General features: G+C 71.2%; 23 protein-coding genes and 1 pseudogene. 12 read left to right on the plus strand and 12 right to left on the minus strand.

The genetic code is table 11. The features are described from left to right. Both ACWGJ2_RS30505 and ACWGJ2_RS30510 read right to left on the minus strand, forming a co-directional pair. A pseudogene (locus tag ACWGJ2_RS30505) lies at positions 1 to 673 on the minus strand (hypothetical protein); the annotation flags it as partial. 857 nt (positions 674 to 1,530) lie between these two features. Next, positions 1,531 to 2,589: a phosphatase PAP2 family protein gene (locus ACWGJ2_RS30510; RefSeq protein ID WP_453349502.1), complete on the minus strand. Its 1,059-nt coding sequence runs from the start codon at positions 2,587 to 2,589 to the stop codon at positions 1,531 to 1,533. A gap of 127 nt (positions 2,590 to 2,716) precedes the next feature. Between ACWGJ2_RS30510 and ACWGJ2_RS30515 the strand changes: the two genes are divergently transcribed. Then, entirely contained in the window at positions 2,717 to 3,394 is a 678-nt protein-coding gene (locus ACWGJ2_RS30515; protein WP_453349503.1) for a TetR/AcrR family transcriptional regulator, read from the plus strand. Between the two features lie 241 nt (positions 3,395 to 3,635). Beyond that, positions 3,636 to 5,738: a DHA2 family efflux MFS transporter permease subunit gene (locus ACWGJ2_RS30520; protein ID WP_453349504.1), complete on the plus strand. Its 2,103-nt coding sequence runs from the start codon at positions 3,636 to 3,638 to the stop codon at positions 5,736 to 5,738. A 39-nt stretch (positions 5,739 to 5,777) separates the two neighbouring features. On the opposite strand, the gene ACWGJ2_RS30525 is transcribed toward ACWGJ2_RS30520, so the two are convergent. The 8 genes from ACWGJ2_RS30525 to ACWGJ2_RS30560 all read right to left on the minus strand — a co-directional run bounded on the left by ACWGJ2_RS30525 (position 5,778) and on the right by ACWGJ2_RS30560 (position 12,825). Then, positions 5,778 to 6,917, minus strand: coding sequence for a serine hydrolase domain-containing protein (locus ACWGJ2_RS30525; protein WP_453349505.1), 1,140 nt, complete (start codon positions 6,915 to 6,917; stop codon positions 5,778 to 5,780). Continuing rightward, entirely contained in the window at positions 6,914 to 7,834 is a 921-nt protein-coding gene (locus ACWGJ2_RS30530; protein ID WP_453349506.1) for a DUF6895 family protein, read from the minus strand. Before ACWGJ2_RS30530 ends, ACWGJ2_RS30525 begins: the two co-directional genes overlap by 4 nt. After that, entirely contained in the window at positions 7,831 to 8,841 is a 1,011-nt protein-coding gene (locus ACWGJ2_RS30535; RefSeq protein WP_453349507.1) for a DUF6895 family protein, read from the minus strand. Before ACWGJ2_RS30535 ends, ACWGJ2_RS30530 begins: the two co-directional genes overlap by 4 nt. After that, complete coding sequence (locus tag ACWGJ2_RS30540) at positions 8,838 to 9,584, minus strand: hypothetical protein (protein WP_453349508.1); 747 nt, start codon at positions 9,582 to 9,584, stop codon at positions 8,838 to 8,840. Before ACWGJ2_RS30540 ends, ACWGJ2_RS30535 begins: the two co-directional genes overlap by 4 nt. A 12-nt stretch (positions 9,585 to 9,596) precedes the next feature. After that, a complete protein-coding gene (locus ACWGJ2_RS30545) occupies positions 9,597 to 9,779 on the minus strand; it encodes a hypothetical protein (RefSeq protein WP_453349509.1) in 183 nt (60 codons plus the stop codon). A 348-nt stretch (positions 9,780 to 10,127) separates the two neighbouring features. Further along, positions 10,128 to 10,613, minus strand: coding sequence for a hypothetical protein (locus ACWGJ2_RS30550; RefSeq protein WP_453349510.1), 486 nt, complete (start codon positions 10,611 to 10,613; stop codon positions 10,128 to 10,130). Positions 10,614 to 10,629: 16 nt separating this feature from the next. Continuing rightward, positions 10,630 to 11,442, minus strand: a complete 813-nt coding sequence (locus ACWGJ2_RS30555) for an aminoglycoside phosphotransferase (protein ID WP_453349511.1) — start codon at positions 11,440 to 11,442, stop codon at positions 10,630 to 10,632. A 267-nt stretch (positions 11,443 to 11,709) separates the two neighbouring features. Continuing rightward, complete coding sequence (locus tag ACWGJ2_RS30560) at positions 11,710 to 12,825, minus strand: radical SAM protein (protein WP_453349512.1); 1,116 nt, start codon at positions 12,823 to 12,825, stop codon at positions 11,710 to 11,712. 521 nt (positions 12,826 to 13,346) lie between these two features. Between ACWGJ2_RS30560 and ACWGJ2_RS30565 the strand changes: the two genes are divergently transcribed. Continuing rightward, entirely contained in the window at positions 13,347 to 13,682 is a 336-nt protein-coding gene (locus tag ACWGJ2_RS30565) for a histone-like nucleoid-structuring protein Lsr2 (RefSeq protein WP_453349513.1), read from the plus strand. A gap of 232 nt (positions 13,683 to 13,914) precedes the next feature. On the opposite strand, the gene ACWGJ2_RS30570 is transcribed toward ACWGJ2_RS30565, so the two are convergent. Beyond that, positions 13,915 to 16,476, minus strand: a complete 2,562-nt coding sequence (locus ACWGJ2_RS30570; protein WP_453349514.1) for an alpha-L-arabinofuranosidase C-terminal domain-containing protein — start codon at positions 16,474 to 16,476, stop codon at positions 13,915 to 13,917. Positions 16,477 to 16,727: 251 nt separating this feature from the next. On the opposite strand from ACWGJ2_RS30570, the gene ACWGJ2_RS30575 reads away from it, so the two are divergent. From ACWGJ2_RS30575 to ACWGJ2_RS30615, 9 genes are all read left to right on the plus strand, one after another. Then, complete coding sequence (locus ACWGJ2_RS30575; protein ID WP_453349515.1) at positions 16,728 to 17,117, plus strand: ArsR/SmtB family transcription factor; 390 nt, start codon at positions 16,728 to 16,730, stop codon at positions 17,115 to 17,117. Between the two features lie 43 nt (positions 17,118 to 17,160). Beyond that, entirely contained in the window at positions 17,161 to 20,037 is a 2,877-nt protein-coding gene (mgtA, locus tag ACWGJ2_RS30580; RefSeq protein ID WP_453349526.1) for a magnesium-translocating P-type ATPase, read from the plus strand. Positions 20,038 to 20,060: 23 nt separating this feature from the next. After that, positions 20,061 to 20,321: a Sec-independent protein translocase subunit TatA gene (tatA, locus tag ACWGJ2_RS30585; protein WP_453349516.1), complete on the plus strand. Its 261-nt coding sequence runs from the start codon at positions 20,061 to 20,063 to the stop codon at positions 20,319 to 20,321. Between the two features lie 103 nt (positions 20,322 to 20,424). Further along, entirely contained in the window at positions 20,425 to 21,198 is a 774-nt protein-coding gene (locus tag ACWGJ2_RS30590; protein WP_453349517.1) for a hypothetical protein, read from the plus strand. A 61-nt stretch (positions 21,199 to 21,259) separates the two neighbouring features. After that, positions 21,260 to 21,529, plus strand: coding sequence for a GlsB/YeaQ/YmgE family stress response membrane protein (locus ACWGJ2_RS30595; RefSeq protein WP_453349518.1), 270 nt, complete (start codon positions 21,260 to 21,262; stop codon positions 21,527 to 21,529). 237 nt (positions 21,530 to 21,766) lie between these two features. Further along, positions 21,767 to 23,506: an aa3-type cytochrome oxidase subunit I gene (gene ctaD, locus ACWGJ2_RS30600; protein ID WP_453349519.1), complete on the plus strand. Its 1,740-nt coding sequence runs from the start codon at positions 21,767 to 21,769 to the stop codon at positions 23,504 to 23,506. A 64-nt stretch (positions 23,507 to 23,570) separates the two neighbouring features. Continuing rightward, positions 23,571 to 23,918: a hypothetical protein gene (locus ACWGJ2_RS30605; RefSeq protein WP_453349527.1), complete on the plus strand. Its 348-nt coding sequence runs from the start codon at positions 23,571 to 23,573 to the stop codon at positions 23,916 to 23,918. A gap of 142 nt (positions 23,919 to 24,060) precedes the next feature. After that, positions 24,061 to 24,264 (plus strand): hypothetical protein, encoded by a 204-nt coding sequence (locus tag ACWGJ2_RS30610; RefSeq protein ID WP_453349520.1) that lies wholly within the window; start codon positions 24,061 to 24,063, stop codon positions 24,262 to 24,264. A 5-nt stretch (positions 24,265 to 24,269) separates the two neighbouring features. Beyond that, positions 24,270 to 24,545 carry a hypothetical protein gene (locus ACWGJ2_RS30615; protein WP_453349521.1) on the plus strand — a complete coding sequence of 92 codons (276 nt, stop codon included), beginning with the start codon at positions 24,270 to 24,272 and terminating at the stop codon, positions 24,543 to 24,545. A 43-nt stretch (positions 24,546 to 24,588) separates the two neighbouring features. Here the strand turns inward: ACWGJ2_RS30615 and ACWGJ2_RS30620 are convergent. Then, positions 24,589 to 26,073: penicillin-binding transpeptidase domain-containing protein (locus ACWGJ2_RS30620; protein ID WP_453349522.1), on the minus strand; the 1,485-nt coding region annotated here is incomplete at its 5' end.

Here is a 26,073-nt window from a genome sequence, read left to right on the forward strand (position 1 = left end):
GCTCCAGGCCGTCCGGGTCGGCGGAGGCGTAGAAGGAGACGAACCCGGCCAGCAGGAACGCCGAGACCAGCCCGGTGTCGAGGAAGCCACGGGCGGACCGGTGCGGGGCGGCGGGCTCGGGGTCGCGGGTGGCGGCGGGCGCGTCGACCAGTTCGCCGTCGACCCGCAGCTTGAGCCGCTGTTGCAGCTGTCTCTTATACACATCGGGTTCGCGCTCCGAGGGCGTCGGCCGCGCGTCAGGTGCCGCGTACCAGCGACCGTCCCGCTCCTCGGCCATGCCGTGCTTGGCCAGGCCCGACAGGTGCTTGCGGATGGTGGGCGCGGTGTAGCCGACGCTCACGCACAGCTCGTCCACGGTGGTCCCGTCCGCGCTGCCCTCCAGCCGCTCCCAGGTGCGGGCCGCGTTGCGGCCGAGGCCGCCGTCCCGCGCGGGCCCGGAGAAGACCGCGGCGTCCCCTCCCGCGCCGGTACCCCCGCTCGTGCCCGCTTCCGTTTCCGTCGCGGCAGCCTTTGCCGTGGACGCCTTCGCGGTGGGCTCCGGCGCCTGCGCGCGGGGCGGCGGCGCGGAACCGGTCTGCTCGGGCAAGGCCCCGCTCGTGCGGCGGCCCGCTCCGCGCGGGCGGGGCGTGCGGTTGACCGTGCGGTGCTTACGGCCCTTCTGACGTTTGCTCATCAAGCCTTCCTCTCGTACGGCCCGGCCTGGAGACCCGTCCCGGCGCACGGTGTGCCGGACCTCGGCGTCATGTGGGGCGTGCGGGCGCACGGGCGTCCCGGCGCGGACGCCGGACGGCACCACGCGTGGCGCGGGCGGACCAGGCGGGGCAGGCGGCCATCGGCCGACTCCGGCCCGTGCCCGCGCGGCCGTGGGGCGCATGGTGCTGTGTGGGGCGGGAGTGGCTCGACTGTGATCACACAGTGCCAACGACGGGGCCGCTCCCGAGACGTTCGGCCAATCGGTTGCCTCGGCCTGGCGACGGGAGGAGCGGCGGGACCTGCGGGCCGGGCCAGGAAGCCGGGGGCGAGGCCACCGGGGAACGAGGGGCACGGGCCGTGGCACCGGCGAAAAACGCGGACCGCGCCCCGAGGGGGGGGAGGGCGCGGTCCGCCGCGCTCCGGACGCTATCCCCGCGCATCGCGCGACGGGAAGGTGGGAGCGGGACCGGATGTCCGTGCGAGGGGGCATTGCCCCGGAGCCCGGACATCCATGTGGAGTCTGTCTGCCGATTGTCTACGCTGTGATGCGCAGCCGTCTATGGAAGTGTCGAATTCGGGTGCCGTCACCCCGCTCCGACGGGACATGCACGCTCCCCGGCGCTCCTCCGTGGTGAGCCGCGTGCCTCCGGAGGGGGTCATGGGACGGGGGACGGAGCCGTACGCCGTGCGGCCGACCAGCCCGTCGGCCGGGCCGCGGGAGCGGTCGGGAGGGGATACACCATGCCGACGAAGCACCTACGGCCCTTCAGGGGCGACGGTGGGGGACCCGGCGCGTAGGGGGTCTGCGCCTGGTGGAGTACGGAGGGTGGGTCCTTGTCACCGTGGGCCGTCCCCGTCCGGACACGGAACGGGCAGCCGCACCCCGGCGCCCCTCGCTCCGGGCCGCGCCGTGCCGTGCCGCCCCGCGCCCGTACCGCCGTCTGCCCGCGCCCTTCCTCTCCCGCGCCCGTACCGCCGTCTGCCCGCGCCCTTCCTCTCCCGCGCCCGTACCGCCGTCTGCCCGCGCCCTTCCTCTCCCGCGCCCTTCCTCTCCCGCGCCGGGGCGGCGTCCTCGTGCGGCCCGGGCCCGTGGCCACCGCCCCGCCCGCCCGGCAGGCGGATGAGCGTGGCGGCCAGGGCGAGCAGGACGGTGGCCGCGATCGTGTCCAGCCAGTAGTGGTTGGCCGTGCCCACGACCACGAGCAGCGTGGCCAGCGGGTGCAGCAGCCACAGCCAGCGCCAGCGGGTACGGGTGGCGGTGATGAGCCCGGCCGCCACCGCCACCGCCCAGCCGAAGTGCAGCGAGGGCATCGCGGCGAACTGGTTCGCCATGGAATCGCTCTCCGGTACGGCGCCGTACACCGAGGGCCCGTACACCTGCGCCGTGTCCACCAGCCCGGCGGCGGTGAGCATGCGGGGCGGGGCGAGCGGCATCAGCAGATGCAGCGCGAGCGCGGCCCCCGTCACGGTGGCCAGCACGCGCCGCGAGCGGAGGTAGTGCGCGGGTCGGCGCCAGTAGAGCCAGCAGAGGAAGAGCACGGTCGAGGGGAAGTGGACCGCCGCGTAGTACGTGTTCGCGAGATGGATCAGCGTCTCGCTGTGCAGCAGCACATGCTGCACGATGCCCTCGCCCGGCAGGTGCGCCGCGCGCTCGGCGCCCCACACGCGGTCGGCGTTGCGGAAAGCGCGGGCCTCGTGCCCGTTCGCGGCCTGCCTGCCGAACTTGTAGACGAGGAAGAGGCCCGCGACGAGCAGCAGCTCACGGACGAGCGGGGGCCGTGCGGCGCGGGGGCCGGGCGCGGAGGGCTCCGCCGGCGGCTCGGCCGGGAGCGGTGCCAGGGTCTGTTCCGGGGCCTGTGGTGCGGGCTCGGCCGGCGGCTCGGTCAGGGCGCTCATCGCGCGGCCCCTTTGCATGACGGAACGGTGTTGTTGCTGCGATACGCGAGTGTACCGATACGCCACCGTATCGGTACACTCGCGTATCGATACGGTCGATACGGCCTCCAGAAGCGAGGGAAGAGCCATGCCGACGCAGGACACCGTGACCGCGGCGACCGCGGCAACCACAGCAGCCGCGGCAACGGCGGCGGACGCCACGACCACCGCGCCCCCGGCCTCCGCACGCCGTTCCAAGATCACCCCCGAGCGGGAGCTGGAGCTGTACGAGGCCGTGCTCGACCTGCTCAGGGAGGGGGGCTACGACGTACTGACCATGGAGGGCGTCGCCGCCCGAACCCGGTGCTCCAAGTCCACGCTCTACCGCCAGTGGAAGACCAAGCCACGGCTCGTCGCCGCCGCGCTGCGCGGCACCCGGCAGGTGCGCCTCGCGGGCATCGACACCGGCTCGCTCGCCGACGACCTGCGCGCGGCCACCGGCTCCATCGGCGCCGGATCGGGGCGGGACACCCCGCTCCTGCACGCGCTCGGCCACGCGACCCTGCACAACCCGGAACTGCTGCGCGCCCTGCACGAAGCGCTGATCGAACCCGAGGTCGCCGCGATCGAGGCCATGGTCAGGCGCGGCGTCGAGCGCGGCGAGGTGGCCGCCGACGACCCGGCCATCGAGTTCGTCGCCCCCCAGTTGCTCGGCGTGCTGCGGGCCAGGCCGCTGCTCGAAGGGCGGTTCGCGGACGGGCCCTACCTCACCCGCTTCCTCGAAGCCTCCGTGCTGCCCGCGCTCGGACTGTCCGGGCGCCCTTGAGCACAGGCCGTCGTCGCGAGCGGAGGACGGCGGCCTGTACGCGCCGCACCGTGGGGACGGGGCGGCGCGCCCGTTCCGGTGAGGCCCCCAGCGGGCCTCACCGGAACCCCCTCACCACCGGCCCTGCCCCCTCACCACCACCGGCCCCGCGCCGATGGCCGGGTCCGGGCTTCCGTGCTACCCCTGGAACGATCACCGTCGATCACTCTCGCCGAGAGCCCCGACAGCCCAGGGAGCGCGGATGGCAGCACAGGCCACGGCGACCGAGGGCACCGGGGAGCCCGGGGGCACCGGGGACACGGGACCGACGCCGCCCGCGCTCTCCCGGCGCCGCACCAACCTCGTCTTCGTGACGATCGTGCTGGGCATGCTCCTGGCCGCGCTCGACCAGACGATCGTCTCCACCGCGCTCCCCACCATCGTCGCCGACCTGGGCGGCGGCGGGCACATGGCGTGGGTGGTCACCGCCTATCTGCTGGCCGAGACCGTCTCCACGGTCCTGGTCGGCAAGTTCGGCGACCTCTTCGGGCGCAAGGTCGTCTTCCAGCTCAGCGCCGTCGTCTTCATCGGCGGCTCGGTCTTCGCCGGTGCGGCCGACAGCATGCTCATGCTCGTGGCGGCCCGCGCGGTCCAGGGCATCGGCGGCGGTGGCCTCATGGTCACCGCGATGGCCCTCATCGCGGACGTGATCCCGCTGCGCGAACGCGGCAAGTACCAGGGCGCGCTGGGCGCCGTCTTCGGGATCACCACCGTCGTCGGGCCCACCCTGGGCGGGCTGTTCACCGACCACGCCTCCTGGCGCTGGTGCTTCTACGTCAACATCCCCATCGCCCTCGTCATGATCGTGATGGCCGCGCGGACCATCCCCGTCGTGCGCTCGGCAGTCCGCCCCGTCATCGACTACCTCGGCATCGTGCTGGTGGCACTGGGCGCCTCGGGGCTCGTCCTCGGCCTGGAGTGGGGCGGCAACGAGTACCCCTGGGGCTCGGCCGTCATCATCGGTCTTTTCGCCGGGTCCGTCGTCGCGCTGACCGGCTTCGTGCTCGTGGAGCTGCGGGCGAAGGAACCGATGCTGCCGATGCACCTGTTCCGCAACCCGGTCTTCACGGTCTGCTCCGTCCTCAGCTTCATCGTCGGCTTCTCGATGCTCGGCGCGATGACGTACCTGCCGACCTACCTCCAGTACGTGGACGGCGTCTCGGCGACGTCGTCCGGCGTGCGGACGCTTCCGATGGTGGCCGGTCTGCTGGGCACCTCCATGCTGTCCGGCATCGTCGTCAGCCGTACGGGCAGATACCGCGTCTTCCCGATCCTCGGCACCGCTGTCATGGCCCTCGGTCTGTTCCTGATGTCCACGATGGGCCCGGACACCGGCACCTGGCTCGAATCCCTCTACATGTTCGTGCTGGGGCTCGGCATCGGCCTGGCCATGCAGGTGCTGACGATCGCCGTGCAGAACACCGTCGCGTACCACGAACTCGGCTCGGCGACCTCCGGCGTCACCTTCTTCCGCACCCTCGGCTCCTCCTTCGGCACCGCCATCTTCGGCACCCTCTACAGCGGACAGCTCGACCCGAACCTTGAGCAGGCCCTCGCCGAGTCGCCCGGGGTGCCGCCCGAGGCCGTCCAGAGCCCCCAGGGGCTGCACGCTCTCCCCGAGGCCCGGGCCAGGCCCGTCATCGAGGCGTACGCGGAGACCGTCGACTACGTCTTCCAGTGGGTCGTGCCCGTCGCCCTCGTCGGCTTCGTGGTGGCCTGGTTCCTCAAGGAGGTGCCGCTGCGCGACAGCGCGCGTGCGGGCGCGGGCGACATGGGCGAGGGCTTCTCGGCTCCCGACTCGGCGGACGCGGAACGTCAGTTGGAGCGCGCCGTGGCCGCCGTCATGCACAGGACCAAGAGCCACCCCGTGCAGCAGCGCATCCTCGCCGACGCGGGAACGCCCCTCACCGTGGCCGAGGCGTGGGTGCTGCTCCAGATCCACTGGCACGCCAAGCTGCCCGAGGGCGCGACACTGGGCGCCGTCGCCAGGGCGCACCAGCTGCCGCCCGAGGTGCTGGAGCCCGTCTTCGACCACACGGCACGGGAGGGCTACGCGGAGCGGGACGGCGAACGGTTCGCGCTGTCAGGGGCCGGCACCGCCGAACTGGAGCGCATCGGCGCGGCGTGGCGCCGCTGGCTCGAACACGGCCTCCAGGACTGGGACATCACCGACCCCGAGGACCGCACCCGCCTCGACCGCGCCCTGGACCACGTCGTGGCCCGCCTCCTCGACGAGTCCGCGACGGACCGCGAAGGCGTGATGGACCGGGAGCCCAGCGGGGCCACGCGCGTCACACGCGGGTGAACGGGGCCCGCCGGTGCCCCGTCGTCAGAGCGTCGGTCGTCAGAGCGCGTCGGTGAGCAGGGAGTACGCGGCGCCGGTGAACGCGTCGCCGCGTACGCGGAGCCGCCGGGTCGCGAGGACCGCGACCGCCGTGCCCGTCTCGGGGCTGAACCCGAGGAACGCCTGCTGACCTCGGGTGGCCCCCGCGTGGAAACAGACGGGCCCCCGATCACTCGGGTGCTGGAACCAGGTCAGCGTGTGCACGTGCCGGTGGTCGAGGCCGCGCCGCAGCAGCGGGTGCCGCACCGTGCGCAGCGCGCCGCCCAACGGGCCCTCGCCGGGCCGCAGATGCGCTTCGAGGAAGGTGAGCAGATCGTGCGGGGTGGCCCTGACGGCGCCCGCCGCCTGGAGGCCGCCGATCAGCAGCGGCGGCACCTCGCTCACCCCGTCCTTGCCCCGTCCGACGGCGTCCGTCTCCCGGCCGCCGGGGCGCAGCGCGGTACCCGTCAGGCCCAGCGGCGTCAGCACCCGCGACGTCAGCAGGTCCTCCCACGGGGTGCCCATGGCCGCTGCGAGGGTGTGACCGAGCACGGAGACGCCGAAGTTGGAGTAGCGCCAGCGCGTGCCCGGACGGTGCCGCGGCCTGCTCCGCAGGAAGGCGTCCACCACCCGGTCGCCCGAGTACCCGGCGTAGGGGTTCGCCGACCAGTTCCGCAGCGCCTGCGGATAGAAGTCGGCGGGCAGCGGAGGCAGCCCGGACGTGTGCGTGATCAGGTGCAGCAGCGTCACCGGGTGCCGTCCGACGGGCCGCCCGGGGTCCAGATGCACGACGGCCGGATCGCCCAGGCTCAGCTGCCCCCGCCCCGCGCGCGGCAGCCCGTCCGTGTCGCTCCCGCCCCCGCCCCCGCCCCCGCACCCCGTCAGCGCCGCGAGCAGCAGCCCCGCGTAGGTCTTGGAGGCCGAGCCGATCTCGTAGCGCAGCAGTTCACGGGGGACGGTCGGGGGAGGGGCCGTGCCGCCGCAGCGCACGGTGCGGTGCCCGTCGACGGAGACCGCCACGACGACATCGGGCGCGTCGATGGCCCGTACGGTCTCGTCGACGGCCGCTTCGAGCCGGTCGCGCGGCGTGCCCCCACCGCGCGGCGCGCTCCCGGCAGGCGGCGCGGGCGCCGCCGTCAGAGCGCCCTCGCCGCAGCTCACACGGGGCTCCCCGCCAGCGCGGACATCGAGCGGGAGGTGGCCAGCGTGGAGGCGAACGCCGCGACGAGGGTCGGGTGGTAGACGAGGTCGAAGACGTCGTCCCGCTCGCCCTCGGGCATCTCGCCGATCGCGGGCATGGCACCGTCCTGGCCCTGCGCTGCGGCGAATCCCTCCCAGGCCCGCTCGTCCAGGGTGGGCTCGGGCAGACAGGCGTCCACGACGAGGAGTTCGCCGAGCAGGTCCCAGCGCCGCAGGTCCAGCCAGTCGTCGATCCACACGGGCAGCCACGTCGCGAGGTAGTCGGCGATGCGTGGCGGCAGCCCCTCCGGGTTCTCGCCCCAGTCGGTGAGGTGGAAGACGGTGTGCGTGATGTCGTAGCCGATGTGGCCCTCGACCGTCCACGGCTCGGGTGTACGGGCCAGCCAGGTGCGGGACATGGCCTCCTCGACGGGCACACTGGGCTCCAGCCCGAGGCGCCGCTCGAAGGTGGAGAGGCCCAGCCGCCGCACGGGCGTCACCTCGAACGCCGCCCAGCTCTCCAGCCGCCGGTTCAGCCGCACGGCCCGCTCCAGCTCGGGCTCGGAGTAGCCCAGCTCCTTGAACGGGAAGTAGGTGTCGAACGGCACGGCGGAGATGGGTTCTGTCCGCTGTCCCTCGACGAGCATGCGTCCGCCGTCCAGCACCTCCCGCCAGGCGTGGTCGAGCAGCTTGCGCGCGAGGGACGCCTGCTGGGAGCCCGCGACCCCCTCGCGGAAGAGCACCTTGCTGATCAGCGCGAGTTCGCCGACGGGCTTGAAGCGGTCCAGGAACCCGACGTCCGGGTCCGCGTCGGGTTCGAGCCGGAAGCCGTCCCGGTTGGCGTAGAGCCACTCCATGGCGCGTGCGCCCACCTCGTGGATGAGCCGGGTGCTGGTCATGTGTGCCCTCCGTTCCCCACGCGTACCGCGTCCGCCGCCTCTTCGCCGCGGTCGTGGCCGAGGTCACCGTGGTCGTGCGCGAGGGTGAGGACCGCGGCGAAGGCGGCCATCAGCGTCGAGTGGTAGCAGTCGAGGAAGTTCCGTTCCACGTCCCGCCCCTGGCTGCCACGGCTGCCGGGCCCCACCTCGGGCAGGGCGCCCGAACCGTCCTGGGCCGCCGCGAGCGCGGCCCATGCCGCGCGCACCGCGTCGTCCGTGGCGGCGCGCCGCGGGTCGGGGAGGCTCGCGGCGACCGCGAGCAGCTCGCTCGTCAGGTCCCACTGCTCGTCCTCCACACAGGTGTCCAGCCAGGAAGGCAGCCATGTGGCGAGGTAGTCCTCGATGTCGGGCGGCACCGCGTGCGGGGTGTTGCCCCAGTCGGTGAGGTGGAAGACGACGTGCGTCAGCGTGTAGCCCGAGGCGCACTCGAAGGTCCACGGCTCGGGCAGGCCTCCGAGCCAGGTGCGGCGCAGCGCTTCCCTGGGCGAGTCGTGCGGTGGCAGGCCGATGCGGCGCTCCGAGTTGAGTACGCCGAGGCGCCGGTTCGGCTGCTGCTCGGTCAGGGCCCAGGCGCGGGTGCGCGCCACGGTCCGCGCGAAGTCCTCGGCCGGAGCGTGCCGGAGACCGCCCCCGGCGAAGGCCGCGTAGATCTCCAGCGGGTAGGTCGCAGCGGGCTCGGAGCGGAACAGGTCGAGGAAGAGCGCGCCCTCGCCCGTCTCCCGCCACGCGAACTCCACCAGCTCCGCCGCGCGCAGATGGTGGGGGTCGTCAGGTCCGGTGTGCTGCCGCATCGAGGTGCACATCTGGGCGAGTTCACCGAGCGGCTTGAGCGTCCGGTCGACGCTGGTGTCAGGGGCCAGGACATCGTCGGGCAGGCGGAAGCGGTCACGGTTCCCGTGCAGCCAGTCCAGTGCCGCGCGGGCCACATCCCGCGCGCCGCCGTCCACGGTGCGCTGCTCCGCCGTCACGAGCGGTCTCCGCCCCGCATGAGCTGGGCCGCCTGCACATGCAGTGCCACTCGTGGGTCCGTGCCTCCCATATGGAGGACGAATTCGAGCCCGCTGTCCAGGCCGAGGGTGGCGGGCACCCCGTCGAGCACCGCCAGCCAGCGTCCCGCACCGGCCGCCTGGAGCCAGTCGCGGCGCCTGACGGCGCGCACGAAGCCCCGTGCCACGTCGACCGGACGCTCACCGGCGGCCCGCGCCACCCCCGAGTCGACGGAGGGCACGGCCAGGGCGCTCAGCACGGCGAGGTGATGCGTGAGCTGCTGCCACGGTGTGTCCCGCAGCCACGACGCGTCGGGCTCGTCGGAAGCGTCCATCGCGTCGTGCGCCGCCGTGTCCGCCCGTACCGGCGCCGACGGGAGGCCGGCGGAGACGGCCCCGTCGAGGGAGCGCAGCGTCCGCCGCATGGCCCAGTGGCTCCACGCCGTCGCGGCGGAGGCGTCGGCTCCCGGCGGGAAGGCGCGCACGGCCTGCTGGAAGACGGCGAGGTCGTCCTGCTGGGGAGGAAGCCGGAGCATGGTGCTGGGCAGCAGCACATCCGCTCCCAGTACGCGTACCGCCGCGATGCCCACGTCGTCGTTCTCGCCGATGCCGGCCGTCGTCCGGACCACAGAGGAGTGGTCCCCGCCCCTGAGGGCGGAGACCACCTCCGAAGCAAGGTCCAGCACTGCGCCCGCCAAAGGGGAGGTAGCGCTTGACTGCTCCATCTATAACCCCGTTCAGCCCTTCTTCGGCCGCGGAGTGGGCGGCGAAAGCAGCAGGTGGCCGCCTCCGGACGCGAGGGCCAGTCCGGCGCACTTGCGGGAGTCGCGGAAGACGCCGTCCGCCTCGATCGGGTTCAGAGCAGCCTCGATGTCTGTGTCCAGTCCCGTGGTCCTGGTCTCGGGCTCAGTGGAAAACATGACACCATCCCCTCATTGGGAAGCGTGGTTTCGCTTACGCCAACCATTGGAGCGTAGAACCACAAGGCTCGCAATTTGGACCATAAGCGTGAAGTCGTGCAATTTTCATAGAATGCACAAACTCCGCTTTCCGGGCTTCCAATGACGCGGAATCCAGGGCGAGTTGGCGTGCCGGACGACGGCGGTACCGCTCGTCCGGGGGCCGGAAATTTCTTTTCCGGGCGACTCCGTCGCGAGGCGTGCTGCCGGTCGGGTGGCGCGGAACCCGGACGGTCTACGTGCGCTCCGACGCCGCCCGCGCGACGGCCCCCCGGCCCCCGGCCGCACCCCTGGGACCCGCCGTCACCGTCACCGCACCGGCCGGTGGCCCCTCGGCCCAGCGGTCTCGGCGAGGAATTTGGCGAGTTCGCTGATCTGATTCCTGGGAAAGTGCAGCAGCGCGTTGGGGGAGAGATCCACGGAGGACTCGTCACAGAGAAGGGGGACGTTTTTTCGCCAGGAACCCGCACGCCAGGGCGTGCGGACACGCTGGTGGAAGGTCTCCGTCGTCAGCAGCAGCGTAATGAGGCGGCGGGCGTCGGGAACCGGCATTTTGAGGAGCGCGTAGCCCCGGTGGAATGCGATGAAGCCGTCCCCTCCATAGCGGGAAGGGGCCTTCCTGGCCGCGCGCAGAGCGGCCGTGGCCTCGCCGACGTCCTGGCAGCAGGCGGTGGTGCCGTATCCCATCTGCCACAGGGACTGGATGACGGGCACCATCTCCACGTCGATGTCGACCAGCTCTCCGTCGGGTGCCACGAGGCTCTGGGAGGCATGGATCGAGAGGTCGCTGTTCACGGGCAAAACCTCAAATTCAGGGATTCGCGCGATGCCGTGCCCATCGGGCGGCCGCCCCGGCGAGGCGCCGCGTCCAGTCGCGCGCGAGCGCGTCGTCCGCGATGCCGCGCCACAGGCGGGCCTGGGCGGAGGCGAAGAGATCGAGGGCGGGATCGGGGGCCGCGGTCCAGGAGGGGATCTTCGCTGCCCAGCGTTCGGCTTCGTCGGGGGCGTGTCCTTCGGCGGTGAGCCAGACGACCCAGCAGGCCGGGTCGATCCAGGAAGCACCGCGGGTCGGCCAGGCCCAGTCGACCACGCGCGCGACGGAGTCCCGCACGATCACGTTGGTGGGGTTCCAGTCGGTGTGCAGCAGCGCGTCGCCGTCGAAGAGGGCGGCGTCGGCCGGATCGTCGAGGTAGGCGGCCCAGCGTGCCGTGGCCCGCTTGACCTCGATGTCCGGACAGCGGAGGCGGCCCAGCGCGGTGAGCGCCTCAACGGCGAGGGGGATGTCGGCCGAACCGGGGGAGAAGTCCGCCGTCGGTCCTGACAGGTGCTCGAAGCCGAGCAGACTCCAGCCCGCCCGCTCCAGGTGCCACAGCAGCCAGGGCGCGACGGGCTGTACGTACGGACCGACGGCGGCCTCGCGCCGCTGCGTCCACACGCGGGGGTGACCGGAGGGGAGGCCCTTGACGAACACCCGGCCGCCCGAAGCGAGCAGCAGGGAGGCGGCCACCGCGCTGTTGGCGCCGGTCCCGGCGGACTCGGCCCCGAGGACGGGGCCGGTGCGCTCCAGGACGGCGTCGCGCACGGGGTGGGGGAGGTCCTCCCAGCGCTTCCTCTTGGTCACCACGCGGGGAGTCTATGAGTGCGTGGGGGCCCGCAGGGGCCGCTCACCCAGGAGAGAGCGGCCCCGGTCAGGGCTGCCTCAGTAGGGGTTGTCCTCCCCGCAGCTCAGCATGACCTCGGTGCTGACCAGCACATCGAGGTCGGGAACGATCTCGATCTCCTCCTCGTCGGACGGTCGGCGCGGTTGGATCTCCACCCATACGGGTGATACCCCGGTCCCGCTTGCGGGAGGCGGCACCGGGTTCTCCACGGGCGTGAGTGACACGAGGGGTTACGTCCTCTCTTCGGTGTGCTCGCAGTAGGCGCGCAGGGGCGCCCCGGACCGGCGGAAGAGGGCCGCCAGCGGCATGCAGGTGCCGCACGAGCCGCTGAGCGCGCAGCCGGCGCAGCCGCCCTGCCGCCGCAGCAGGCCGTCCGCGATGCCTCCCAGCCGGGAGAGCCCGTCGACGCCGTCGTCCAGCAGCGGGACCTTCTTGTCGCGCGCCACCTTGCAGATGCTGGCCAGCCCGTGCGGATCGACGTGCAGCGACGTGTGCCCCGCGTCGCATCCTGTGAAGGGCGCCCGTTTCTCCCGTCGTACGGCGGACTGGGAGAGCAGGGTCTCGGCGCCGCCGTAGATGGTCGGGGAGATGCTGCTGTACTCGCGCGAGCGGGCCCCGTACCGCCGTGCGAGGGCGTGCATCTCCGCCGCCTCGTGGGCGTTCTCACGGGTGACGACGACGCTCAGCTCCACCGGCAGCCCGGCTTCGCGGGCCGCTTCGAGTCCGCGTCTGAAGGACTTCCACGCGCCGCGCCGCCTCGTCAGCCCGTCGAACGTGGCCTCCTGGGCGCCGTAGACGCTCAGGGTCAGCCGGTACGGGGGCCGTTCGGTGAGCAGCGTGAGCAGCGCCGGGTCGTGGAGGCGGGATCCGTTGGTGAGGACTTCGAGCATCATGCCCAGGTCGTAGGCGAGCGCGTACACCTGGGGGAAGTGGGGGTCGATGGTGGGCTCACCACCGGTCAGTTGCAACCACACCACTCCGGCGTCCCGCAGAAGGCGCAGAAGCCTGGCGCGTTCGGGCCAGGGAAGGCCGGAGAATTCCTTCTCGCCGAGATAACAGTGACGGCAGCCGAAGTTGCAGCCCAAATTCAGCTCGTAGGACGCGCGTCCGTAGGCGAAGCGTGAGGGGCTGCGCACGAGCACCGCTTCCGGTGGGGCGAGAGCGGCCGTTTCGATGCCCCACTGCTGATGTGCGGGGCGATGGAGCCACGTGGGCACCGCCTCTCCGGCCCCGGCACACCGTTGGAGTTCGGCGAAGCGGCGGGCGGGGATTCTCAGCCCCCGCCTGCTGCCGGGGCGGAGAACGAAATACTCGTCCAGGAACGGTGCGGCGATCAGTTGGTGCACTCCATCCCTCCAGGGGCGGTCGGTTGCGGTCTGAAGTGGGGGCGAGCCCGGTCCGCCGTCGTGGCCATCCGCCGACCCGCCCGTGCGCGGTCGGGGAAGGGGCCTTCCCGCGCGGCTCCCGCGAGCACCCTCAACAAGTCCCACACGTGGGCCACATCAACCACGGAATCGGGGACGAGCGTGGCGCGGGGCATACCGAACATCCGTGTGCACCCGCGCGCGCCGGTGTTCTCCTTGCCGTTTGCGCGGGCGGCCCCCTTCGTCCCGCGACGGACTGCCCGGCGGGTGCGCGGCGTCGGCGCTTCCCGTGCCGACGGACGGGGCGGGAAACGGCGGGAAGCCCCGGAAAACCGTGCTCGTGGCGGACGGGGCGGTCTTGGGCGAGAAGTTTTTCGAGTGGAATCCTCCCCGACGGGGGAGGCTCCAGGGGATCGTGAAGCTATCGAAACTCTCTGGAATTGACGTGTGATCGGACTTTCGGCGATGATGTGTCGCCATACGGAACTTTGTGGAGGCACTGCATGGCTCAGAAGGTCATCACCATCGTTACTGACGACCTCACAGGCAAGGAGAGTGAGGACGCTCAGACCCACACCTTCGCCGTGAACGGCGTCGTGTATGAAATCGACCTCGCGTCGGACTCCTATGACAAGTTCATGGATGTCTTGCAGCCCTTCATCAAGGCCGGGCGGAAGCAGAAGCGGGGCCGCGGCACCACCGCCACCGCTTCCAAGAGGACGGTGCCGAGCCAGGACACCGCCAAGATCCGTGAATGGGCCAGGGAGCAGGGCTACGAGGTCAATGAGCGGGGTCGCATCCCGGCCAATATCCAGGACGCCTACGCTCAGGCACACTGAACCGCGCGAAAGAGGGCCCCGCATTTCGCGGGGCCCTCTGCTGTGTCCGTCAGCTGCGTCTGTCCGCTGTGCCGGTGATATGTGAGGCGCCCGGCATCCCGGGCGCCTCATGAGCGGCCTCCCTCACTCACCCCTCGTGATTCTCGGCCGCCTTGGGTGTGACGATGCATTCTCCTTTTGGTCGTATTTGAGAAGTTTCACGGTTTCCTGTGCCGGGTATCACCCGCTGCCGTCACCTCGCTTTGACGCGCAGGAACGTGACGGAATTGGCGGGGAATGTATGGGTGAAGGTGTTGCCGATCCCGTCGAGCGTCGAGGTGCGCGGCTGGATCGGACGTGAGGTCTCCGTGTTGACCGCGTCCGGGTCGCCCTGGAGCGTCGTCAGCCGCGCGGTGCCGCCGACCTGCGCCTTCTCGCCGAAGTCGACGCGGGTGCGCGCGGGGGAGTCCTGCGCGTTGACGACCTTCACCACCAGCTCGCCCGTGGCCTTGTCGCGGGTCACCACCTGACGGAACGGCTCGGCGGGCTTGTCGTCGGTGAAGGAGCCCCACTTCTCCCCGTCCAGGAACAGCGTCACCTGGCGCCCGCGCACCTCGACGCGCAGATCGTAGGCGCGGCCCGTCTCGATCTTCGTGTCGTCCTCGGTCATGGTCTGCTTGGCGCCGTCGGTGGTCTTCTCCACCGCCGAGCGCGTGTTGCCCCAGCCGCCGAGGTTCCACCAGTAGTGGTTGCCCGTGTCCTTGACGCCGAACGCGAGCAGGAAGCCCTCGCTGCCGGAGCGCTTGGTGGCCTTCGCGTGCAGGTCGTAGTCGTGCCACCCGGTGTCGCCCGCGGTCACGAGCGTGTTCTCGGCGGCGGCGTCGGACTGCACGTACGCGCCGTCCTCGACCGCCCACGCGCCCTTGTCCGTGGCCTTGGTCCAGCGCGAGGCGTCGCCCGAGAAGTCGTCGCTGAACAGCGTCCCGCCGTCGGGCGAGGTGACCTTCACATCGTCGTAGGCGGCGCTGGTGGCCCAGGTGGACAGGCCGACGGCGCCGGTGATCGGCCCGCTGGTGGCGGGGGTGGCGGAAGCGCGGCTCGGGACGACCTCGTCACCGACGTTGTTCATGAAGAGCTTCTGCACCTCGTAGCTGGTCGAGCCCCACGACTTCTCATTGTTGAACCAGATCATGTCAGGGCGCCACTGCGTCGCGTCCTCATGGGCGAGGAGCGGCGCGTAGGAAGCCATGGAGACGACGTCCGCGTTGCGTTCCAGGCCCGTGATGTAGGCGGCCTCGGCGAGGGAGTTGGCGAAGCGGTTGTCCTGGGACGCGTATTCGCCGAGGAAGACCTTGGGGCCCTCGCGGTCGTAGGAGTCGTAGCGGTCGTTGTTCTCCAGGAACCACGCCGGGCTGTTGTAGTAGTGCTCGTCGACCATGTCGACATCGGCCTGCCTGTTGAGTTCCCAGGCGCGGTCGAAGGTGGTGCCGCTGTCATCGGGGCCCGAGTTGCTGATGACGGTCACATCGGGGTATTCCGCCTCGATCGCCTCGCGGAACTCGGTGAAGCGTGCGAAGAACTCGTCGGGCAGATTCTCCTCGTTGCCCACTTCGAGCCGGGTGAGACCGAAGGGCTTCGGATGTCCCATCCGCGCCCGCTTAGCGCCCCATTCCGAGGAGACCGGACCATTGGCGAACTCGATGAGGTCCAGGGTGTCCTGGATGTGCCGCCGCAGCAGTGCCTCGTCCTCGGTCGCCTTGTTCTGGCCGCAGCCCGTGACGAGGGCGGGTACGACGGGTACCGGCATCGCGCCGATGTCCTCGGCGAACTGGAAGTACTCGAAGTAGCCGATGCCGTAGGACTGGTTGTAGCCCCAGAAGTTCGCGTTCGTTGCCCGTTCCTCGACGGGTCCGATGGTGTCCTTCCACTGGTAAGAGCGCCGACGTTCGTAGCCGGGCCCCTCGTACGCCTCATGGCTTCCCGTGTTCACGAGACAGCCGCCGGGGAAGCGCAGAAATCCGGGATCGAGCGCGGCTATCTTCTCCGCGAGATCCGCGCGCATCCCGTTCGTCCTGCCCTTGTAGGTGTCGCGCGGAAAGAGCGAGACCATGTCGAGGCGCACCGTTCCCGCGCCGCCCGCCAGTACCGCGAGCCGCGCCGACGTGTCGGTGGTCCGCGCGGTCAGCGTCCCCGTGTACTTGGTCCAGCGGTCCCCGCGCACCGTGGCGCGCAGCGGGGTGCTGACGGCCGTGTCGCCGTCCTTGCTCCGCAGGCCGACGGTCAGCGGCGTGCCCCGCTTCTGGTCGGTGCGCGCCCACACGGAGAAGTCGTACTTCTTGCCCGCGCGCACGGACATGCCCGTGGTGTAGCCGGAGTTGACGACCCCGTACCCGCTGCCGGGGCCCTCGCCGTTGCCGTCGAGATCGAGACGCAGATACTGGCGGTTGCGCTCGTTCAGCCGGCCGCCGTCGTCGACGACCTCCAGCGCGCCGCCCGCACCGCCCTCGGCGGCCGTGTCCCAGGAGGTAAGCGGCGTGTACGAGGCGTTGTCGGCGGGGCCGTACTCGAAGGACCTGTTCTGCACCAGCTCGGCGTACAGGCCGCCGTCGGCGGCGCGGTTGATGTCCTCGTAGAAGACGCCGTGCATGGTGTCCTCGATGGCCGGTCCCTTCGCGCCGGTGTCGATGCTGAGCGAGTAGTCGGTGGGCTCGGGGGCCGGGTCGCCCTGGGCCGCGGTGGGCAGGGCGAGCGCGCAGGAGAGCAGGACGACGGGGACGAATCTGAGCTTCCACCGTTGGCGTGGCAGTTGTGGCATGGATGCCTCCAGGAGGCCAGGGGGCCAGGGGTCGGACGCGAGGTGCGGGTGAGCGTGTGTACGGTATTTCGAACGTCGGTCGTGAACTCGAACGGCAACATAGGCAGAAGGTGATGACGCGTCAACGCTTTGCGCAGCCTCCACGCGGCGCCCTCGCGTCGCGGCGTCGTCCTTAGACTGGGGCACCGGCCATGACCAGGCACGGGGCACGAGGGGCGAGGGCGGTTGCCCCGGCGAAGGGGAGAGCGAGCGTGACGGAAGACGGCGACGGCTTTGCGGATCCGCCGGCAGCGGTACTGGCCGAGGCCGCCGCGACCTTCGGGCTGCTGGCCTCCTCCGCGCGGCTGCACATCGTATGGGCGCTGGCACAGGGGGAGAGCGATGTCAGCGGGCTCGCCGAGCGGGTGGGCGGCGCGCTGCCCGCGGTGAGCCAGCACCTGGCCAAGCTGAAGCTGGCAGGTCTGGTGCGCTCGCGCCGCGAGGGGCGTCGCGTGGTCTATCTCGTCGACGATCCCGACGTCGTCAGCGTCGTCCAGTTGCTGGTCGGACGGCTGGCCCAGCGGTCCCAGGGGGCCCAGGGAATCCAGGGGACCCAGGGGGCCGTGACACCGCCGGGATCCGTGCGTGACATGGGGGCCTGAACCGCCCGGGGGACGCGCGGGGCCCGGACGGCGAACGGGCGCGCTGACCCCCGTGGCGGAAGCGGTGGACACCGAAGCGGCCGAAGCGGATGCGCCAGATGCGGAAGCGGCGGACGCACGCGAGACGCGCGGCCCGCGCGACGTACGCGTGGCCTCCTGCGCCGACGCCGAACACCTCACCACCCTGGAGATCCTGCGCGCGCTGGACGCCGGACCGAGAGGGCTGTCGGAGGACGAGGCGGCGGAGCGGCTGCGCCGGTACGGGGAGAACGTCCTGCCGGGGTCGCACACCGCCTCCTGGGCTCGGCGTTTCGTGGGAGGTCTCCGCGACCCGTTCACGACCGTGCTGCTCGCGCTGGGCCTGGTCTCCGCCGCCGTGGCCTCGTGGGGCACCGCGTGTGTGATCACGCTGCTGGTCGCGGTGAGCTGCGCGCTGCGCTCCACGGGGGAGCACCGCGCCGGCCGGGCCATGGCCGGGCTGCGTGAACTCGTCGCCGCGACGGCGACCGTGCGACGGCGCGTTGCGGACGGCTCCCACCTCGCCCGCCCCGCCCGCTCCGTCGCCAGGGAGCTGCCGGTCGGCGAACTCGTCCCCGGCGACGTGATCCAGCTCGGGCCAGGCGAGCTGGTGCCGGCCGACGCGCTCGTCCTGCGTGCCACGGGGCTGACGGTTCATCAGTCGGCGCTCTCGGGCGAGTCGGCGCCGGTCCCGAAGCACTCCGCCGACGGGCCGGGGGACGGGCCCGTTGACGGAGCGGGGGACGGAACCGGTGCCCCTGGCCTCTTCGCGCAGCCGCGCTTCCTCTTCCAGGGCAGCAGCGTGACCTCGGGCAGCGCGACCGCTGTCGTCATCGCCACCGGACGGCACACCCGGTTCGCCGGTGCCTACCGCGAGCCCGAACGGCGCGGCCCCAGCGCCTTCGACCGTACGGTGAACGGCGTCTGCTGGACCCTCATCCGGTTCATGCTGCTGACCCCGCCCCTCGTGCTGATGGCCAACGCGGCGCTGCGCGGACGCGGACTGGAGACGCTGCCCTTCGCGGTCGCCGTGGCCGTGGGGCTCACCCCCGAGATGCTGCCGGTCGTCGTGACCACGGCGCTCGCGCGCGGCTCCGCGCTGCTCGCGCGGGGCAGCGGGATCATCGTGCGACGGCTGCCCGCGCTGCACGACCTCGGCGCCATGGACGTCCTGTGCGTCGACAAGACGGGGACGCTCACCCAGGACCGCCCCGTGCTGGACCGCTCGCTCGACGCCGAGGGGCGCCCGGACCCGCTCGTCGCCCACTGGGCCGCGCTCAACAGCTTCTGGACCCTTCAGCTCGCCGACCTCCCCACCCCGGACGCGCTGGACGACGCGCTGCTGGAGGGTGTGGCCGCGCTCGACCCCGAGGAGGGGGGAGGCGAGCTGTGGGAGCGCGAGGGCGTGGCCGCGCTCCCCTTCGACTCCGTGCGCCGCCTCTCCTGCGCGGTCGTGTGCGGACCCGACGGCGACGGCGACGGCGCGACGCACACGCTGGTCGTCAAGGGTGCCGTCGAAGAGGTGCTGGCGCGCTGCGACCACGTACGGGACGGCCACGAGCCGGACGCCGAAGCGCCCGCCCCCGTCGCGGCGGCGACCCGTACTCTCGACGACGCGGCGCGCGGGGAACTGCGTGCACGTGCCGCCGCGCTGGCCGCTTCGGGGCTGCGGCTGCTGGCGGTCGCGGTCGCGGAACGGCCCGCGCGCCCCGGCCCGTACACCCCGGCCGACGAGCGCGGCCTCACCTTCCTCGGGTTCGTCGCCCTGCGCGATGCTGTCGTCTCCTCGGCGGCCGACGCGCTCGCCGACCTCGCCCGCCGGGGCGTCGCCGTCAAGGTGCTGACCGGCGACCACCCCGGCACGGCGGCCCGCGTCTGCCGTGAGCTGGGCCTGGACCCGGAGCGGCCGGGCGCCGTGGTCACCGCCGACAGGATCGACGGGCTCACCGACACCGCACTCGCCTCGCTGGCCGCCGATGCCACGGTGTTCGCGCGCTGCACGCCCGAGCACAAGGCACGCGTCGTGGCCGCGCTGCGCGCGCACTGCCACACCACGGGGTTCCTCGGCGACGGGGTGAACGACCTGCCCGCGCTGCACGCCGCCGACGTCGGCATCTGCCCGCGCGGCTCGGCCGACGTGACGCGCGAGACCGCCGACGTGGTGCTCGCGGAGAAGGACCTCACCGCCATCGACCAGGCCGTCCTCGCGGGACGCGCGGCCGGGACCAACATCACCGGCTATCTGCGCGTGACGCTCTCCTCCAACCTCGGCAACGTCCTCGCCATGCTCGGCGCGGGGCTGCTGCTGCCCTTCCTGCCCATGCTCCCGGCGCAGGTCCTGGTACAGAACCTCTGCTTCGACGCCGCCCAGTTGGCCTTCGCCTTCGACCGGCCGGCCGCCGAGAGCCTGCGGCATCCCGTGCGGCTGAGGCCTCGCGCCCTCCTCCGCTTCCTCACCGGATTCGGCCTGCTCAACGCGGCGGCCGACCTCGCCACGTTCGGCGTCCTCGCGTTCTCCCTGGGCGGTGGGGAGCTGGCGGGCGACGAGGCGGGCTTCCACTCCGGCTGGTTCACCGAGAACCTCCTCACCCAGGCGCTGGTGATGCTCCTCCTGCGCACCTGCCGCCCCGGTGCGGGAAGCGGTGCCGGTGCCGGTGCCGGGGCCCGGGTCCGGCTCCGGGTGGCGGGACCGCTCCGGCCGGCCACGGCGGGGCTCGCCGTGGTCGGGCTGCTGTTCCCGCTGACCCCGCCCGCCGCTGCGCTGGGCCTGACCGCGCTGCCGCTCTCGTACTACCTGCTGCTCGTCCCCGTCCTCGCGCTGTACGCGCTGGCCCTCACGGTGGCCAGGCGTCGCTACGACCGCCGGAACCCGGTTGATATGGTTGCGCAAACAGGCAACTAAGGTCGAGGAGAGGGAGAGCGGGCATGCTGCGCAACGGGCTGGAGCCCTGGCATCTGCTGATCGTGGCCGTGGTGGTGATCGTGCTGTTCGGCTCCAAGAAGCTGCCGGACGCGGCGCGTTCGCTGGGCAAGTCGATGCGGATCCTCAAGAGCGAGGCCAAGGCGATGAAGGTGGAGGGCGAGCCGTCGCAAGGGTCGCAGGGATCGCAGGGATCGCACGGGGAGGGCGGCGCGGTGCGCGAGATGTCCGAGGCGCACGGGGGCGGGTCGGGCAACTCCCGCTGAGGTCCGGCCCCCTGGGTCGCGGGACGGCGCCGCCGCGGGCTCTCTCCAATTTCTACAGTGCTGTAGATTCAGCCGTCCGGCCTACCGAGTCCAGGAGGGGATCGTGGGGATCGCGCGAACGCGTGACAAGGGGGTACGGCTCCAGTCGAAGGACAGGGCGGACTACGAGCGCGTGCTGCACCAGGCGATGAGCACCGCGCGGATACGTGACGCGCTGCTCGGCTCCTCCGGCGGCATCGACGCCGCCGGGCTGCGGGAGCGGGCGCGCCGTGAGTCGGGCCGCGTCATGGTGGGGGCCGAGGCGGAGTACCGCGCGTACGTCGCCCTGCGCACCAAGGAGTCCCGCGCGGGCGACGCCGTCCGCCGTGCCAGGAGCGGTGGCCTGCGGAGGCGCGGACTGCTGTCCGCGCTCGCGGTCATGGCGCCCGTCATCGCCGGGTCGGCGGCCGTGATCTTCCTGCTGCTGGGGTACGCGCTGGAGCTGGCGGGAGTGCAGCGCGACCTCGCCGAATCCCTGGTCCTGACGGGGTGGGCGGGCGCCGGGCTGGCCGCCCTCACCGCGGCGCTCGGCATCCTCTGGCTGCTCGTCACCGTCGCGCGCCACCGCGCCTCGCCACCGCACGGGCACACCGGTGCGCGGCGCACGGAGGCGGAGCGGGCCCGCGAGGCGTGGCGGGAGGCGCTGCTGGAGCACGGCATGCTGCCCTTCCTCGCCCGCGCGCTGCGGGAGGCGGACGGGGTGGACGGGACGGACGAGGCCGACGGGACGGACGCCGCGTCCGGACGGCGTGGCTCGACGCCCGGCTACAGCAGCCCCGACTACTCGGGACCCGACTACACCGGGCCCGACTACACGAGCCCCCGGAAGGGTTCGTGACCGCGCAGTTTCTACAATCGCGTAGAAGATCAACTCACGTGCGAAAGAGAGCGACACCCTCATGGGCATCATCAGCTGGATCATCCTCGGCCTCATCGCCGGGGCCATAGCCAAGATCCTCCTCCCCGGGCGCGACCCGGGCGGCATGATCGGCACCACGCTCATCGGCATCGCCGGAGCCTTCATCGGCGGCTGGCTCTCCTCCACCTTCCTCGACCGGCCGGTGGAGAAGCAGTTCTTCGACCTGGCGACCTGGGTGGCGGCGATCGCGGGCTCGCTCGTCCTGCTCGTCCTCTACCGCGTCCTGTTCGGCAGCAAGTCCCGCAACTGAGGACGGCCGGGTCCCGCGACCGAGGGCAGCGCGGGGCCCGAAAAACGGGGCGGGAGCGGCCGACACTCCCGGTATTCGTTGATCTGCGTGTTCCACGGGTCCGACCCACGAAAATGCACTCCGGAACAAGCAGTTCAATGAGAGGGCCAGGCCGCTCCGCCTTGCTTCACGGTGCGGCCGTTCCGTCGAGGGGCGCTCTCTGTCGAGCCGGGACGATAAGAGAGCGACTGGACGCGAATGACCTCGCTGGACGTGACGCCGGAAACCCTGCCCGAGGGCAGTGAGAAGAGAGCCACCAGAAAACGCCGCCGGGGCGCGGCCGTCATCGACTGGCTCACCACCACCGATCACAAGAAGATCGGTTCGCTCTATCTGTGCACGTCGTTCACGTTCTTCTGCCTCGGCGGCATCATGGCGCTCTTCATGCGCGCCGAGCTGGCCCGCCCCGGTATGCAGATCCTTTCGGACGAACAGTTCAACCAGGCGTTCACGATGCACGGCACCGTCATGCTGCTGATGTTCGCCACCCCGCTCTTCATCGGATTCACGAACTGGATCATGCCGCTTCAGATCGGCTCGCCCGATGTGGCCTTTCCGCGGCTGAACATGTTCTCCTACTGGCTGTTCCTCTTCGGATCCATCATCGTCATGAGCGGCTTCCTCACCCCGCAGGGAGCCGCCGACTTCGGCTGGTTCGCCTACTCGCCGCTCTCCGACGAGGTCCGCTCGCCGGGCATCGGCGGCGACCTGTGGATCATGGGCCTGGCCCTCTCCGGCTTCGGCACCATCCTGGGGTCTGTCAACTTCATCACCACCATCATCTGCATGCGCGCGCCCGGTATGACGATGTTCCGGCTGCCGATCTTCACCTGGAACGCGCTGCTCACGTCCGTCCTGGTGCTGTTCGCCTTCCCGGTGCTCGCCGCCGCGCTCCTGGCCCTGGAGGCGGACCGCAAGTTCGGGGCGCACGTCTTCGACGCGGACAACGGGGGAGCGCTGCTGTGGCAGCACCTCTTCTGGTTCTTCGGCCATCCGGAGGTCTACATCATCGCGCTGCCGTTCTTCGGCATCGCCAGTGAGACCCTGCCGGTGTTCAGCCGTAAGCCCATCTTCGGCTACATCGGGCTCGTCGCGGCGACGATCGCCATCGCGGGCCTTTCCGTGACGGTGTGGGCGCACCACATGTTCGTCACGGGCGGGGTACTGCTGCCGTTCTTCTCGTTCATGACCTTCCTCATCGCGGTGCCGACCGGTGTGAAGTTCTTCAACTGGATCGGCACGATGTGGAAGGGATCTCTTTCCTTCGAGACGCCGATGCTGTGGACGATCGGCTTTCTGGTCACATTCCTCTTCGGCGGTCTGACGGGCGTCATCCTGGCCTCGCCGCCGATGGACTTCCACGTCTCCGACTCGTACTTCGTGGTGGCGCACTTCCACTACGTCGTCTTCGGTACCGTCGTCTTCGCGATGTTCGCGGGCTTCCACTTCTGGTGGCCCAAGTTCACCGGGAAGATGCTGGACGAACGGCTCGGGAAAATCACCTTCTGGACGCTGTTCGTCGGCTTCCACGGCACCTTCCTGGTGCAGCACTGGCTGGGCGCCGAGGGCATGCCGCGCCGCTACGCCGACTATCTCGACGCGGACGGCTTCACGGCCCTGAACACCATTTCCAGCATCAGCTCCTTCCTGCTGGGCCTGTCCCTGCTCCCGTTCTTCTACAACGTCTGGAAGACGGCGAAGCACGGCAAGAAGATCGAGGTCGACGACCCGTGGGGCTACGGCCGTTCGCTGGAGTGGGCGACCTCCTGCCCGCCGCCGCGGCACAACTTCGTCACCCTGCCGCGCGTGCGGTCCGAGTCCCCCGCCTTCGACCTGAACCACCCGGCCGTGCTGACCCTGGACGAGGCCGACAACCGCCCCCACGCCTCGGCCACCGTGGCACCGGGCGACAAGCAGGCGCGACGGAGCCAGGAGTGACGGGACAGTGGGAAGCGGCAGGGTTCCGGCCGAGGAGAAGCGTGTGGCAGCCGACGCATCCGACGTGGGACCGGACGAGGACAGCGCCCGTGGCCTCGCCCGACTGGAGGGCTACCTGCTGTGGAGCGCGGAGGTGCGGGAGGCCGGGCGCCGGGCGAGTCTCTTCGCCGACCAGCTCCCCTGGCTGACCACCGCCCAGCGCGAGGAGGTCGAGCGGGTCTACGCCGCAGACCGGCTCGCCCTCTCCCGGGATGTCCTCCTGCGGATCGCGCACCGGGCCACGGAACTGCGCGCGGAGTACAGCGAGCGCTACCGGCGGCTCAGGGCCCGCTGCCTCACCACGGTGGCCCTCGGCTGCGCGGGTGCGCTGACCGTGCTCGCCATGCTGCTCGCGGTGACCCGCCCGGGGTGACGGCCTGGGGCGACCGGTCCGGTCCGGGTCGCCCCGGCGGCGCCCGTACGGCGCCGGGCCGCCCGCGCCCGTACGCCCGTACGCCGGTACACGGCGTCAAGATCATGATGCGGCGCCGCGGAGACCGTCGCAGCCTGGATGCATGGCTGTACCCATCGTCGTCCACCCGGCGCCCCCTGACGGAGGCCGCCGCGTCACCGCCCACGGGCGGTCGCTCGGCGTCGCCTACGGCATGGTCGACCTGATCGAGTTCCTTCGCCAGACCGGGCTCGACATCGCCACCATCGACCTCCACGACGACGAGCTGATCGAGTGGCGTGGTGGCGGACCCGAGGTGTGGGAGTGAGGCAGATGACTGAAGAACGGACCTACCGCGGACCGGCGGTCCTGCTCCTCGACGGTGTCGAGACCGATGTGATGGCCGATCTGACCGCCTACACCTATCACCACAAAGAGGAGTGGAGCGGCCTCCTCAAGGCGGGCAACCCGCTGGAGGACTTCTGCCGCTTCGTCGACCGGCCGACGGTGCTGCGGATCTTCGAGAGCGGCCGTGAGGGCGAGGTGCTGCTGCACGGCTGGGGCAGCAAGCTCATCCGCGCCGAGGGCAGCGGACCGGCCCCCTTCTAGCACCGCCCCCTCCACAGACGGCGCACGGCGCACGGCTCGCGGCTCACCGCTTGCGGGAGGCGGAGGCGTAGGGGACGTCGTCGGGGGCCTCGATGGTGCCGTCCTTGTCGATCTTCGGGAGGCCCTTCTGCGGCTTGGGCAGCAGCGCCTTGCCGGGGTCGACGTCGCCGTCCGCCGTCACTCCGTACAGCGCCTCGTAGATCTCGCGCACGGCCGGGGCCGAGGCGCCGGACCCTGTGCCGCCCTGGGAGATCGTCATCACGATCGTGTACTCGTCCGTGTAGCTCGCGAACCAGGACGTGGTCTGCTTGCCCGCGACCTCGGCCGTACTGGTCTTGGCTCGTACGGGAATCTCGTCCTGAGGCCAGCCCGCCTGCCCGAACCGCCACGCCGCGGTACCGCGGGTGGTCACGCCCTGTAGCGCCTCGTCCATCTGCTTGAGCGTGGCCTTGCTGACGGGCAGCTTGCCGTGGGGCTTGGGCTCGATCTCCTCGGTCTTCTTGCCGTCGGCGCTGACGATGGCCTTGCCGATCGTCGGGTCGTAGAGCGTGCCGCCGTTGGCGATGCCCGCGTAGATCGTCGCCATCTGGATCGGCGTGACGAGGGTGTCGCCCTGGCCGATGGAGTAGTTGACGCTGTCACCGGCGCGCATCTTCATCCCGGAGACGCAGTTCTCCTTGGCGATCCTGTCCGCGTACGACGTGGCGTTCTCGCCCTGCTCGCACCAGGCGTCCTTGTTCGCCTCCCAGTAGTCCTTCTTCCACTTACGGTCCGGGACCCGGCCCGTGACCTCGTTGGGGAGGTCGATGCCGGTCTCCTTGCCCAGGCCGAAGTCGTGGGCCGTCTTGTAGAACCAGTCGTTCGCGTCCTTCTTCGGCTTGTTCCCGCCGTCCTGAAGCCACTGCTTGTACGCGAGGTCGTAGAAGACGGTGTCGCAGGAGACCTCCAGGGCGCGCCCGAGACTGATCGGACCGTAGCCCTTGGACTCGAAGTTCTTGAAGGTCTGGCCGCCCACGTTGTACGAAGCACCGCAGTTGTAGCTGCCGTCGAAGTCGTAGCCCGCCTTCACGGCCGCCGCCGTCGAGATCACCTTGAAGATGGAGCCGGGTGCCGCGAGGCCCTGGATGGAGCGGTTCAGCAGCGGATAGTTGGAGTCCTTCCCCGTCAGCCGCTTGTACTCCGCCTGATCTATGCCGCCGACCCAGGCATTGGGGTCGTATTCGGGGTTGGAGGCCATGGACACGACCCGGCCGGTCTTGTTCTCCATCACCACGGCGGCGCCCGCGTCCGCCTCGTAGTTGCGGCCCGTGTTCTTGTCGTGCTGCTTACGGGCCTCCTTCATCGCCTTGTCCAGCTGCTTCTCGGTGACCGCCTGGATCCGCGAATCAATGCTGGTCACCAGATTCGCGCCAGGCCGGGCCTTGTCACTCTTCGCCCGCCCCATCACCCGCCCCAGGTTGTCCACCTCATACCGCGTCACACCCGAACTGCCCCGCAGATCACCGTCATAACTGCGCTCGATCCCCGA

The sequence above is a fragment of the Streptomyces sp. NPDC054796 genome (genome assembly GCF_053611545.1).

Excerpts from the sequence above, each read along its gene's own strand:
- ACWGJ2_RS30510 (WP_453349502.1), bottom strand. The coding sequence starts at position 2,589 with ATGAGCGCCCTGACCGAGCCGCCGGCCGAGCCCGCACCACAGGCCCCG.
- ACWGJ2_RS30515 (WP_453349503.1), top strand. The coding sequence starts at position 2,717 with ATGCCGACGCAGGACACCGTGACCGCGGCGACCGCGGCAACCACAGCA.
- ACWGJ2_RS30520 (WP_453349504.1), top strand. The coding sequence starts at position 3,636 with ATGGCAGCACAGGCCACGGCGACCGAGGGCACCGGGGAGCCCGGGGGC.
- ACWGJ2_RS30530 (WP_453349506.1), bottom strand. The coding sequence starts at position 7,834 with ATGACCAGCACCCGGCTCATCCACGAGGTGGGCGCACGCGCCATGGAG.
- ACWGJ2_RS30540 (WP_453349508.1), bottom strand. The coding sequence starts at position 9,584 with ATGGAGCAGTCAAGCGCTACCTCCCCTTTGGCGGGCGCAGTGCTGGAC.
- ACWGJ2_RS30545 (WP_453349509.1), bottom strand. The coding sequence starts at position 9,779 with ATGTTTTCCACTGAGCCCGAGACCAGGACCACGGGACTGGACACAGAC.
- ACWGJ2_RS30565 (WP_453349513.1), top strand. The coding sequence starts at position 13,347 with ATGGCTCAGAAGGTCATCACCATCGTTACTGACGACCTCACAGGCAAG.
- ACWGJ2_RS30570 (WP_453349514.1), bottom strand. The coding sequence starts at position 16,476 with ATGCCACAACTGCCACGCCAACGGTGGAAGCTCAGATTCGTCCCCGTC.
- tatA (WP_453349516.1), top strand. The coding sequence starts at position 20,061 with ATGCTGCGCAACGGGCTGGAGCCCTGGCATCTGCTGATCGTGGCCGTG.
- ACWGJ2_RS30595 (WP_453349518.1), top strand. The coding sequence starts at position 21,260 with ATGGGCATCATCAGCTGGATCATCCTCGGCCTCATCGCCGGGGCCATA.
- ctaD (WP_453349519.1), top strand. The coding sequence starts at position 21,767 with ATGACCTCGCTGGACGTGACGCCGGAAACCCTGCCCGAGGGCAGTGAG.
- ACWGJ2_RS30610 (WP_453349520.1), top strand. The coding sequence starts at position 24,061 with ATGGCTGTACCCATCGTCGTCCACCCGGCGCCCCCTGACGGAGGCCGC.
- ACWGJ2_RS30615 (WP_453349521.1), top strand. The coding sequence starts at position 24,270 with ATGACTGAAGAACGGACCTACCGCGGACCGGCGGTCCTGCTCCTCGAC.